The following is a 12,018-nucleotide window of genomic DNA, read 5'->3' on the forward strand; positions in this document are numbered from 1 at the left end:
CAATAACGAGCGATTTCGTGTGGATACCACCATGACACGTCATGCTGAAAATAACATGTTCCTCACCGGCTGGCTGCCAGGCGTCTTTGCCAAAACCGCTGCGCCGATCATCGTCATCACGACAGTCAGCGGCCTCTTTGCCGTCGTCGATGCCTATTTCCTCGGTGTCTATGTCGGGGCCGACGCGTTGTCTGCCGTCAGCCTCATCTTCCCTGCGCTCATGCTGCTGGTCGCGCTGCAGACGCTGGTTTCGAACGGCATGGCGAGCATTCTCGCGCGCCGCCTCGGAGCCGGAGATCGCAAAGGGGCGAGGTCCGTGTTCACGGGCGCCCATACGCTGGCGATCGCCGTCGTCGTGATCATCAATCTTGTCTACTGGCTCGCGGCCCGGCAGTTCATTTCCGTGGCCGCGGCGGGAAACGCCGATGTCGCTCGCAGCGGCGCAGCCTTCATGGGCGTCATGGTCGCCTTCGCGCCGATCAGCTTCTTCCTCTCGCTGCATCTCGATGGGCTGCGTTGCGAGGGAAAGCTCGGCTTCATGACGCTGGTGACGCTTGCCTCGACGCTGCTCAACATCCTGGCAAACTGGCTGCTGATGGCCGTCGCTCATTGGGGCGTGGTCGGCTCCGCCGGCGGCTCGATCCTGGCGCAGTTCATCTGCCTGATGGTCGTCATCGTCTATCGTCTCCGTCGACCCGATGGGCTTTGGGTTGACACGGCGCTGCATGTTCGCGAGTGGCGCGGCATCTTTGCCTTCGGCGCGCCGATGAGCCTCGGCTTCATCGGCATTTCGCTGAGTTCGGCTGCGATCCTCTTCAACCTGTCGATCTGGCACCAGGGGGATTATGTTGCGACCGTCGGTGCCTACGGGATCGTCACGCGGGTGATGACCTTCGCCTATCTGCCGCTGCTGGGCCTGAGCATCGCGCTGCAAACCATCTCGGGCCATAATCATGGCGCAGCACTTCCGGCTCGCGTCGGCCATAGCGTTCTGATCGCCATGATCTCGGCCCTGGTCTATTGCGCCGCCGTCGAACTTGTCGTCGAACTGCTGGCGAGGCATCTGGGCTCGATCTTCGTGGCCGATCCGGTGATCGTCGAGGAAGTCGGCCGCATCCTGCCCTGGACGATCGGCGCCTATTTCCTCTTCGGCCAGGCGATCATCCTATCGTCCTATTTCCAGTCGATCGGCGATGCGAAACGCGGCGCGATCTTCGGCCTGTCACGGTCCTATCTGTTCACGCTGCCGCTGACATTCCTGCTGCCGTTCGTCTTCGGCGAACGCGGGATCTGGATGACGCCGATCTTCGCGGAAGCGGGGATGATCCTCCTCACCTGGCTCGTGCTGTCGCGCAATGCCAGGGATCGGAAATGGCGCTACGGCTTGTTGCCCGCATAAGAATGGAAAAGGCCGCGTTTCTGGGCGCGGCCATTTCGTTATGAGTGTGCGGGCGCCGCTCAGGACTTGAGGAGCCATTCATGCTCCACGGCATTGTGGAATTTCCAGATGCGCTTCGGCCCAGCCATGACATTCAGGTAGTAGAGATCATAGCCGTGGCAGGCAGCGCACGGATGATATCCCTTCGGCACCAACGTCACATCGCCATCTTCGAGCACCATGGCTTCGTCGAGCGAGCGGTCATCGGTATAGACCCGCTGGAAGCCAAAACCCTGTGGCGGATTGAGGCGATGATAGTAGGTCTCCTCGAGGAAGCTTTCGTTCGGGAGATTGTCCTGATCGTGCTTATGGGGAGGGTAGGATGACGTGTGACCACCCGGCGTGATCACCTCTACCACCAGCAGCGAATGCGCCGCCCCGTCGTCTTCCGGCATGATGTTGTTGACGTGGCGGACATTGGTGCCTTTGCCGCGCGTCAGAGCCGGATGGGTGCCCGGCGGAATGGCGCGCGCTTCATAGGAGCCGCCGCCCGGTGCCGAGCACACGGCCAATTCCAGATCGGTCTCGGCCGTCACCGACCAGCTCGAGCCGGCTGGAATATAGAGCGCGTGGGGCGCGCCCTCGAAGGGGCTCATGCGCTCGCCGAGCGAGCCGAAATCCTTCGCACCCGCCTTGGCACGTCCCTTGCCACTGACCCAGACGAGGCAGACCTCGCGATCGCCGGTTTCGGCCGAAGCCGTCTCGCCCGGCTTCAGGCGATGGAGATCGAAGCCGACATAGGTCCAGCCGGCGCTTTCGGGCGTGACGTGGGTGACGCGGCCATGGGAGCCATCAGGTTTGACCTTGAGATTTGGCATGGGTTCTTCCTCCATTGCTTGGCAAAACGCTCCTCGCCACTCTTGGATGGGCGAGGGGCGCTAAGCTCTAGCTATCCCTTGGGAAAGCCTTCGGTTTCCACGGTGTAGCCAGCTGCCGTCATGACGCGCATCAGCTCGGCATGGCCGATCTCGGCCATTTTCTGCGGCGGTGCCTTGCGCGGGTCCTGCTCGGCCTCGACGACGAACCAGCCTTCATAGCCGTAGTCGGCGAAGCGCTTGACGATCGCGCCGAAATCGAGCGAGCCGTCGCCCGGCACCGTGAACGCGCCGAGCGCCACAGCATCGAGGAAGGATTGCCGGCTGCGATCCAGGCCATCGACGACGGACTTGCGGATATCCTTGACGTGGACGTGATTGATGCGGGCGTGGTGGTTGTCGATCGCGCGCAGCACATCGCCGCCGGCAAAGGCGAGATGGCCGGCATCGAGCAGCAGCGGAATGCCTTCGCCGGAATTGCGCATGAAGGCGTCAAGTTCCGGCTCGGTTTCGACGACGGCTGCCATGTGATGGTGATAAGAGAGCGGCATGCCCTGCGAAGCGCACCATTCGCCGAATTCTGTGACGCGGCGGGCATATGCCTTCATCTCGTCATCCGAAAGGCGCGGCTTGGTGGCGAGCGGCTTGGAACGGTCGCCCTGGATGGAGCGGCCGACTTCGCCATAGACGATGCAAGGCGCGTTGACGGCCTTGAACAGTTCGATCATCGGAGCGATGCGGTCCTTGTTGGCGGCAAGCTCCTCATTGACGAGCGTGCCGGAGAACCAGCCGCCGCAGAGCGTCACATCGGCGGCGCGCAGGATCGGCAGCATCTCGTCGGGATTGCTGGGGAAGCGCCGGCCTTGCTCCATGCCGGTGAAGCCCGCTCCACGCGACTGCCGCAGGCATTCCTCTAGCGATACGTCGTCGCTGAGCTCCGGAAGATCGTCGTTCCACCAGGCGATGGGCGACATGCCGAGTTTGGCCTTCATCAATAGACTCCTTGAAAACAGTGTTGGAGGAGCGTCTCAGCTCCTCCGGAGAAGTGTCGGAAATCGATCAGCCGATGCGCTGGGAGGCGCGCGCTTTCTCATAGGCGGCGCGGGCCTTGTTGACCTCGGCGCGCGGGCTGACTTCGGGAACGGCGACATCCCACCAGTGGCCGCCTTCTTCCGTGGTGATCAGCGGGTCGGTGTCGATGACGATGACCGAACTGCGGTCGTTCTTCTTCGACGCTTCGATCGCCTGTTCCAGCTCGGTGATAGAGGAAACCTTGACCGCAATCGCGCCCATGCTTTCAGCATGCGCGCGGAAGTCGATCTCCGGCATCACTTCGAAGCGCGAATCCTTCAGCAGATTGTTGAAGTTTGCTCCGCCGGTCGCCATCTGCAGGCGGTTGATGCAGCCATAGCCGCGGTTGTCGAGCAGAACGACGGTGATCTTCAGGCCGAGCATGACCGAGGTCGCCAGTTCGGAATTCAGCATCATGTAGGAGCCATCGCCAACCATGACGACGACTTCCTTTTCCGGATGGGCCATCTTCGCGCCGAGCCCGCCGGCAATCTCGTAACCCATGCAGGAGAAGCCGTATTCCATATGGTAGCTGCCGGGCACGGTTGCTGGCCAAAGCTTGTGCAGCTCGCCCGGCAGGCCGCCAGCGGCACAAAGCACGATGGTCTTCTCGCCGCCGATCGTGCGCGTGACCGCACCGATCACCTGGGCGTCGGAGGGCAGGGCGGCGTTCGTGGTCGCCATTGCCCGAGCGGCGGCTTCAATCCAGATCTTCTTTTCCTGCGTTGCCCTCTCGGCAAGCGCTGCCGGAGCGCGCCAGCCCACCAAGCCGGCGGAAAGCGCCTTCAGCCCCTCGCGCGCATCCGTCACCAGCGGGTGACTATTGTGCTTCAGCGCATCATAGGCCGCGATGTTGAGGCCGATCATCGCCAGCTTCTCGTTCTTGAACAGCGCCCAGGAGCCGGTGGTGAAATCCTGGCAGCGCGTGCCGACGGCGATCACCAGATCGGTATCCTCGGCAACGGCATTGGCCGCCGAAGTGCCTGTTACCCCGACCGAGCCGAGCGCCAGAGGATGCCTTTCGTCGATGGCCGACTTGCCCGCCTGCGTGACGACGACAGGGATGCCATGCGCTTCAGCGAAAGCTGTTAGTTCTTTGGTGGCTTGTGAATAGAGCACGCCGCCGCCGGCCAGAATGACAGGCTTTTCCGAGCGGCGGATGAGCGCGATCGCGTTGGCGAGCTCGTCGGCATCCGGCTGCGGGCGACGCGGCACCCAGACATGCTCCTCGAAGAAGCTTTCCGGATAATCATAGGCTTCGGCCTGGACGTCCTGGCAGAGCGAAAGCGTCACCGGCCCGCAGTCAAGCGGATCGGTCAGCACCTGCATGGCGCGCTTTAGCGCCGACATGATCTGCTCGGGACGGGTGATGCGGTCGAAATAGCGCGAGACCGGACGGAAAGCGTCGTTGGCGGAGACGGTGCCGTCGCCGAAATCCTCGATCTGCTGCAGCACCGGATCCGGTGCGCGGTTGGCGAAGACGTCGCCGGGCAGGAAGAGAACGGGGATGCGATTGACGTGCGCCACGCCGGCAGCCGTCACCATGTTGAGCGCGCCGGGGCCGATGGAGGTCGTGCAGGCCATGAAGCGCTGACGGAAGCTCGCCTTGGCATAGGCGATGGCGGCATGGGCCATGCCCTGCTCGTTGTGAGCGCGGAAGGTCGGCAGTTCCTCGCGCACCTGATAGAGCGCTTCGCCGATGCCGGCGACATTGCCGTGACCGAAGATCGCCCAGACGCCACCGAAGATCGGCTGCCTCTGCCCGTCGATGATGGTCATCTGCTTCTTGAGGAAATGCGCGACAGCCTGTGCCATCGTCAATCGGATCGTCTTGCCCATCGGGCGCCTCCCAAATGCCGTATCTGTTTGCTTCAAGCAATTCCAGCAAAACCGTTATGCACTTTTGCTGGAATTGCTCCAGAATTTCACAGGCCGCGGGTTTTGAGCCACGCTGCCGTCAATTGCCGGAAGCGGCCGGCCATGTCGGCAATCGCTTCCTCGTCGTTCATGCCGCCCGAGAGCCACGCGCGGGCCGCATCGGAGAAGATGGTTCGCCCGACGGCGAAGCCCTTGACCGAAGGCGCTGCCAGCGTCGCCTCGAAGCTGCGGATCAGTTCTTCCGCCGGCGCCTCCAGGCCGAGCAGTACGATACCGCGGCACAATGGATCATTTTTGGCGATCACGGCATCGATTTTTTTCCATGCGGTGGTCGATTCCTGCGGCTCCAGCTTCCACCAGTCCGGTTTGATGCCGAGCGCATAGAGCTCTTCCAGCGCCGTCGGGATCGTGTCGTCGGTCAGCGGCCCGTTCTTGCTGGCGATGATCTCGACCAAAAGCTCGCGACCGACCTTGCGGGCGGCTTCGAAGAGCGTCCGCAACTTCTCCTGCTGCTCCTCCTTCAATTCCTTCGGATCGTCCGGATGGTAGAAGCACAGGCATTTGATGCAATGGCTAAGCGGCCATTCGACGAGTTGCGAGCCGATATCCTGGCTAAATTCGAATCTCAGCGGCTTCGATCCCGGCAGCTCGACGGGGCGCCCGATCCAGGAGAAGTTCTTGGTGGCCGCATCGAAGAAGGCATCACGGCCGAAGCGCTCATCGATGAGCATGCCATAGCCGGAGCGGCCGTCCGCTACCCGCGCCGCCGCCTCGACGGCAAGCTGCTTGAAAGCAACGATCTTGTCGTGACCGATGCCCAGCTCATCGCAGACACTGACGAGCTGCGAGCGATGATCGATGGCAAGCGCCATCAGCAGCGGGATTTCTTCGCTGCGGCGGGTCGTTGCCCAATGGATATGGTTGATCGCCTCGTCCTTGCGCAGCGCCCGGTGCTTGCTGCCGGTCTTCAGGAAGAAGTCGAGCTCTGCCCACGTTGGATACTCCGGCGAGCAGAGCAGGCGGGAAACGGCAAAGGCGCCGCAGGCATTCGCCCAGGTGGCGCTGGTCTTCAGCGGCTCGCCGCGCAGATAGCCGCGCAGGAAGCCGGACATGAAGGCGTCGCCGGCGCCGAGAACGTTGAACACCTCGATCGGGAATCCCTCACCGACGATGCCGGCTTCGAGATCATCCGAAATCGGGCCTTCATAGACGATGCAGCCCATCGCGCCGCGCTTCAGCACGATGACGGCGGAAGAAAGGCGGCGGATTTCCTTCAGCGCGCCGAGCACGTCGTCGGCGCCGGAGGCGATCATGATCTCTTCTTCCGTACCGACGATCAGATCGCAATCCGGCAGCGTCTCCTTCATCTTGGAGGACACACGGTCCGACTTTACATAGCGCTCGAAGCCTTCGGCATGGCCGGCAAGGCCCCAAAGATTCGGCCGATAATCGATGTCGAAGATCACCTTGCGGCCGTTCGCCTTGGCGATGCGGATCGCCTTGCGCTGGGCCGCTTCGGTGTTGGGCTTGGAAAAATGCGTGCCGGAAACGAGGACTGCGTTTGAGGACTTGATGAAGCTTTCGTCGATGTCGTCTTCATTCAGCGCCATGTCGGCGCAGTCGGAGCGATAGAAGATCATCGGCGAGACGCCTTCGGCTTCGACTGCGAGCAGAACCAGCGCCGTCAGGCGTTCCTTGTCGGTGGCGATCCCATCGACGGCAACGCCTTCGCGTGCTGCCTGCTCGCGGATGAAGCGGCCCATCTGCTCGTCGCCGACGCGGGTGATGAGGCCGGATTTCAGCCCGAGCCGCGCCGTGCCGATGGCGATATTGGCCGGGCAGCCGCCGACGGACTTGGCGAAGGAGGCAATATCCTCAAGCTTCGATCCTATCTGCTGACCATAGAGATCAACGGAGGACCGTCCGATGGTGATCACATCGAGTCTTGCCTCCGGCTCAGCGCCAGAATTGCCGTGTGTCATGATGTCCTCCCGTCCATGCATGACCTCTTTTGCTCTTCAAACTGCGCCGAGATCATGCGTCATTGAAAGTGCCGGTATTCGTTTCGTCCCGGTTGCGGCGGATTGGCCGGCCGTCTTTGCGGCCGCTATCCTGGGCGTAGTGAAACATCGGTTCCGAGTTTTTGTCAATTCGGAATATTTATTCCATTTTCGTTTTGTCGGCTTTTGCTGCACCTTTTCTCCTCCGCTCGGCGATTGCGACAGGGAAGGCCATGACCAGAGCCATCGATGCCGACATCGAGCGGAAGCCGGCGAAGTCGGTCTCGGCGACCTCGAACCAGTGGGTTGCGCAGGCCGTGAGCGGCGAGAAGGCCGAATCGGTAATGGCAATGACCGGCACGTTGCGTGAGGCGAGATCCTGCGCCTGCGCCAGGCTGTCTGCGGCGTAGGGGGAAAAGCTTGCCGCGATCGCTGCATCCTTTTCCGTGGCGAAGCGGGCGATCTCGCTATCGATGCCGTTCGGCGAGGCGACGATCTGATGGCGTATATTCAGCTTGGAAAAGGCATAGGCCATATGGGCGGTGAGCGGATAGGAGCGGCGCTTGGCAATGAGATAGATGGTCTCGGCCGCCGCAAGCGTGTCGACTGCCTTGGCGAAGGTCTCCGTCTCGATGGTTGCGGCCAGCTTGTTGACCGACTGGCTGGCCGCAGACAGGAAGCCGGATAGAATGCTGGCCTCCTCATTCTCTGTGCCGGAACGTTCGAGTGTCACCAGGCGCTCTTCATAGCTCAGCGTCCGGTCGCGCAGCCTCTCGCGAAAGATGCTTTGCAAGTCAGAGAAGCCCTCGTAACCCAGGTGGTGGGCAAGACGTACCAGCGTCGAAGGCTGGACTTCGGCGGCGGCCGCGATGCTCGCCGTAGTGCCGAAGGCAATTTCATCGGGATTGCCGAGCGCGAAGGCGGCAACCTGCGCCAGTCGCTTCGGCATGGCATTCTTGCGCTCTATGATGTTGCTGCGCAGGCTTTCGAAGTCGCGCGGCACCCTTGTCTGCGTGTCGATACCGTTATCCATGCCTGCCCTTCCGCCATTCATGCCTATGATGGAATAAGTATTCCATATTTGCAAAGATAGCGGATTTCGATTTGATCGGCACGAATATTTTTAAGATAATGATTTTAAACACATAATTTAGATGCCCATCGAAATCTCATGTCGGCGATACGAAATGTGCGCTTGCCAAAACGGTCTAAACATTCCAAAAATGAGCCAGCTTCGAGAGGAAGCGGAGGAGGACAGGCAAATGAAGCCGTTGGGCGTTGGACTGATCGGTACGGGCTATATGGGCAAATGCCACGCGCTCGCGTGGAATGCGGTCAAGACCGTGTTCGGCGATGTGGCGCGACCTCGTCTTGTCCACCTTGCCGAAGCGAATGCCGATTTGGCGAAGACGCGCGGAGATGAGTTCGGCTTCGAGAAGGCAACGGCCGACTGGCGCGATCTCATTGCGGATCCCGATGTCGATGTCGTCTCGGTCACGACACCCAACCAGTTCCACCCGGAAATGGCGATCGCGGCCCTCGAGGCTGGCAAGCACGTCTGGTGCGAAAAGCCCATGGCGCCGGTTTATGATGATGCCGAACGCATGCTGGCGGCGGCCAAGGCTTCCGGCAAGATCGCCATTCTCGGCTACAATTATATCCAGAACCCTGTGATGCGGCACATCAAGTCGCTGATCGAAGAGGGCGCGATCGGTACGGTCAATCATGTCCGCGTCGAGATGGACGAGGATTTCATGGCCGATCCGAACGGCTTGTTCTACTGGAAGAGCGAGCTAGCCTCCGGCTACGGCGCTTTGGACGATTTTGCCGTGCATCCACTCTCGCTGCTCTGGTTTCTCTTCGGTCATGTGGAGGCCGTCATCACCGATATGGTGAAGCCCTATGCCGAGCGGCCATTGAAGGACGGCGGCAGCCGTGCCGTCGAAAACCACGATCTGGCTAACGTGCTGATGCGGCTTGGCGGCGGCATTTCCGCCGTGCTCATGGCCAACCGGTCGGCCTGGGGCCGCAAGGGACGGATCGCCCTGCAGATCTTCGGCTCAAGGGGCTCCATTTCCTACGATCAGGAGCGCATGAACGAATTCGAACTCTATCAGGCCGAGGGCAGGGATACGGAACAAGGATTCCGCAAGATCCTCGCGGCGCCTGCTCACAAGCCCTACGATCGTTTCATCCCCGCACCCGGCCATGGTCTCGGCTTCAACGATCTGAAGATCATCGAATGCCGCGAACTGATCCGCGCCATCTCCGGCGAGGCTGCGTCAGTCGTGGCTTTCAAAGATGGCCTGCGCATCGAGAAGTCGGTGCATGCCATGGCGCAATCCTTCCATGAACGGCGGTGGATCGAGATCGCCTAGATCATTGCGGCCATGCGCACCCCACCTGGCGTCGCAGAAATGCGGCCGGAGAAAAGAAGTCGTGGCCCAACTTTCTCCCGATCCGGGGCGCAGGGTCAGTCATGATTGACGCTTGCCGGCGCAGGCGTTACCCCTGAGGCCGAGGTGCATCCTCCGCATTCACGCGGATTGGATCGCCATAATAACAATGGAGTACGGATCGTGACGGGCAGATTGGTCATTGTCGGGGCCGGGCAGGCGGGTTTTGCTCTTGCGGCCAAATTGCGGGCGCTTGGTGATTCGAGGCCGATTACCATTGTGGGTGCAGAGGAGAGCCTGCCGTACCAGCGGCCGCCATTGACCAAAAAATATCTCCTCGGCGAAATGAGCTTCGACCGCCTGCTGTTCCGTCCGGAACATTGGTATGCCGACAATAATGTAGAGATTCGTCTGTCCACCTGGGTCGAGCAGATCGATCGCGCTGCAAAGCAGATCGTCATGCAGGATGGTTCGAGGCTGGATTACGAGACGCTGGCGCTTGCGACCGGCTCCACGCCGCGCCGCCTTCCGCCATCCGTCGGCGGCGCGCTCGAAGGCGTCTATGTTGCTCGCGACAAGCGCGATGCCGATCTGCTGGCGGACGAAATGCGCCCCGGACGCCGGGTTCTCATCATCGGTGGGGGATATATAGGTCTCGAGGCGGCGGCCGTCGCGCGCCATCGCGGCCTTGAGGTCACCCTCATCGAAATGAGCGACCGAATCCTCCAGCGGGTTGCGGCCAAGGAAACGGCCGATATCTTCCGATCGATCCACCAGAAGCATGATGTCGTCATTCGCGAGAAGACCGGGCTGAAGCAGCTCGTCGGCAGGAACGGTCATGTCGCCGCTGCGGAGCTCTCCGATGGGGCCACTATAGATATAGACTTCGTCGTCGTCGGCATCGGCGTCGCGCCGAACGATAGGCTGGCCAAGGAAGCAGGCCTGGAGGTCGGCAACGGTATTGTTGTCGATTCGTTCGCCCGCACATCCGACCCATCCATCTTCGCTATGGGCGATTGCGTCGAGCTGCCATGGGATGGAGCGCGAATCCGGCTCGAATCGGTCCAGAACGCGGTCGACCAGGCAGACGCCGCCGCCGAGATCATCGCCGGCGGCGATCAGGCCTATGATCCGAAACCATGGTTCTGGTCGGATCAGTATGACGTGAAGCTGCAGATTGCCGGCTTCAATCTCGGTTATGACGAGACCCTGCTGCGTCCCGGCGCGCGCGAAGGCGCCGCCTCCGTCTGGTATTTCAAGCAGGGCCGCTTCATCGCCGTCGATGCCGTAAACGACGCGAAGGCCTATGTTACCGGCAAGAAGCTGCTGGAAAGCGGCGTCAATCCGTCCAAAGCGATTCTTTCCGACCCGGCTGCCGACCTCAAGCAACTGCTGGCCTGACGCGCCACATTCGACAGCCGGCTATCGCCAAATCTCGGAAAGAACGTGGGTGGAGGCGAAAAAGCGCTTGCGTCGATAAATGAATGGCCCTATCAGGGCCGCACCGGAGAGGTGGCCGAGTGGTCGAAGGCGCTCCCCTGCTAAGGGAGTATACCAGAAATGGTATCGTGGGTTCGAATCCCATCTTCTCCGCCATGATGACCTTGTCCATACCGAACACATTTCCCTCAGCTCCGGTGCCAGATGGTCGGCTTGGCGATTGCCTACCTTCCGATCGCAGACCCTTTGTTCGGGTTGCGGATCGAACCGCATCGGTTTGCGGCGCTCAGGAAATGGCGGACCGTCTCGGCAACTCCCACATTGATCGGCGTCACATCCAACGAAAAGCGGGCCGTAAACTTTATCGCATCGATATGGCAGGGACGGTCGAAGAGGAACGCATATCATGCACCTCGCGCTGGATCGGCAAAGTCATCCGGAATGCCGGCTGAAGGATGGCCGGGATCGTCCGGATGCGCGGCGTCCGAGCCATCGCCACTGATTCCGGAGCCGTTTTTCGTCCCGCTGGCTTGGAACCGCCGCCGCTCCGCTGCTCCCGCTCTCGTCCGATTCCGCCAACTGATACGCGAAGCCGCATCAACAGTTGTTGGATAGGCGCGCGCAGACGAATCGGCGCTGTTGGGAATCATTTGGCTACGTGCATCGTTTCGGGACGGCCAGGGAACTCTGGCAGTGGCGCGCGTCATCGGCCGACGGCTCGGCAAATGTCGTAATAGGCCTGCAGAGCGTCGCAAACCCCCGCAAATTGCCATGTGATGGCCATCTGAGCGCCCATTTCAATTCTTTGCCAATATTTGGGCGGTCCTTATAACCCCCCGTAGACTAAGGCTTTTCTTAACAAAGTCTAAACCAATATTGCCGCCGGTTCGTCGTTTTGTGTCCTTTCGGCAACAGGGCTCACGGAAGGCTTACGCAAATCACCCTTTCCGGCAAGATGTCGATTGCGTGACAGAGCGCGT

Annotated in this window: 8 protein-coding genes and 1 tRNA gene; 4 read left to right on the forward strand and 5 right to left on the reverse strand. The window is 61.1% G+C overall.

Annotated features, from left to right (window positions below; genetic code table 11):
- Positions 1-31 precede the first annotated feature (31 nt).
- Positions 32-1,399 carry an MATE family efflux transporter gene (locus RHSP_RS20055; RefSeq protein WP_004121786.1) on the forward strand — a complete coding sequence of 456 codons (1,368 nt, stop codon included), beginning with the start codon at positions 32-34 and terminating at the stop codon, positions 1,397-1,399.
- A gap of 59 nt (positions 1,400-1,458) precedes the next feature.
- Here RHSP_RS20055 and iolB read toward each other — a convergent pair whose 3' ends face one another.
- From iolB to RHSP_RS20080, 5 genes are all read right to left on the reverse strand, one after another.
- Entirely contained in the window at positions 1,459-2,256 is a 798-nt protein-coding gene (gene iolB, locus RHSP_RS20060; RefSeq protein ID WP_037153143.1) for a 5-deoxy-glucuronate isomerase, read from the reverse strand.
- 71 nt (positions 2,257-2,327) lie between these two features.
- Positions 2,328-3,245 carry a myo-inosose-2 dehydratase gene (gene iolE, locus RHSP_RS20065; protein WP_004121790.1) on the reverse strand — a complete coding sequence of 306 codons (918 nt, stop codon included), beginning with the start codon at positions 3,243-3,245 and terminating at the stop codon, positions 2,328-2,330.
- Between the two features lie 67 nt (positions 3,246-3,312).
- Positions 3,313-5,163 carry a 3D-(3,5/4)-trihydroxycyclohexane-1,2-dione acylhydrolase (decyclizing) gene (gene iolD, locus RHSP_RS20070; RefSeq protein ID WP_004121792.1) on the reverse strand — a complete coding sequence of 617 codons (1,851 nt, stop codon included), beginning with the start codon at positions 5,161-5,163 and terminating at the stop codon, positions 3,313-3,315.
- Between the two features lie 86 nt (positions 5,164-5,249).
- The gene (locus RHSP_RS20075) at positions 5,250-7,184 is read right to left on the reverse strand and encodes a bifunctional 5-dehydro-2-deoxygluconokinase/5-dehydro-2-deoxyphosphogluconate aldolase (RefSeq protein WP_004121794.1); all 1,935 of its coding nucleotides are present in this window, start codon (positions 7,182-7,184) and stop codon (positions 5,250-5,252) included.
- 178 nt (positions 7,185-7,362) lie between these two features.
- Entirely contained in the window at positions 7,363-8,235 is an 873-nt protein-coding gene (locus RHSP_RS20080; RefSeq protein WP_004121797.1) for a MurR/RpiR family transcriptional regulator, read from the reverse strand.
- Between the two features lie 229 nt (positions 8,236-8,464).
- On the opposite strand from RHSP_RS20080, the gene RHSP_RS20085 reads away from it, so the two are divergent.
- From RHSP_RS20085 to RHSP_RS20095, 3 genes are all read left to right on the forward strand, one after another.
- Complete coding sequence (locus RHSP_RS20085; RefSeq protein ID WP_004121800.1) at positions 8,465-9,580, forward strand: Gfo/Idh/MocA family protein; 1,116 nt, start codon at positions 8,465-8,467, stop codon at positions 9,578-9,580.
- 201 nt (positions 9,581-9,781) lie between these two features.
- Complete coding sequence (locus RHSP_RS20090; RefSeq protein ID WP_037153146.1) at positions 9,782-10,999, forward strand: NAD(P)/FAD-dependent oxidoreductase; 1,218 nt, start codon at positions 9,782-9,784, stop codon at positions 10,997-10,999.
- Positions 11,000-11,104: 105 nt separating this feature from the next.
- A tRNA-Ser gene (locus RHSP_RS20095) sits at positions 11,105-11,194 on the forward strand.
- The last annotated feature ends 824 nt before the right edge of the window (positions 11,195-12,018 follow it).

Source organism: Rhizobium freirei PRF 81 (genome assembly GCF_000359745.1).
In the GTDB taxonomy this organism is placed as follows: Bacteria; Pseudomonadota; Alphaproteobacteria; order Rhizobiales; family Rhizobiaceae; genus Rhizobium; species Rhizobium freirei.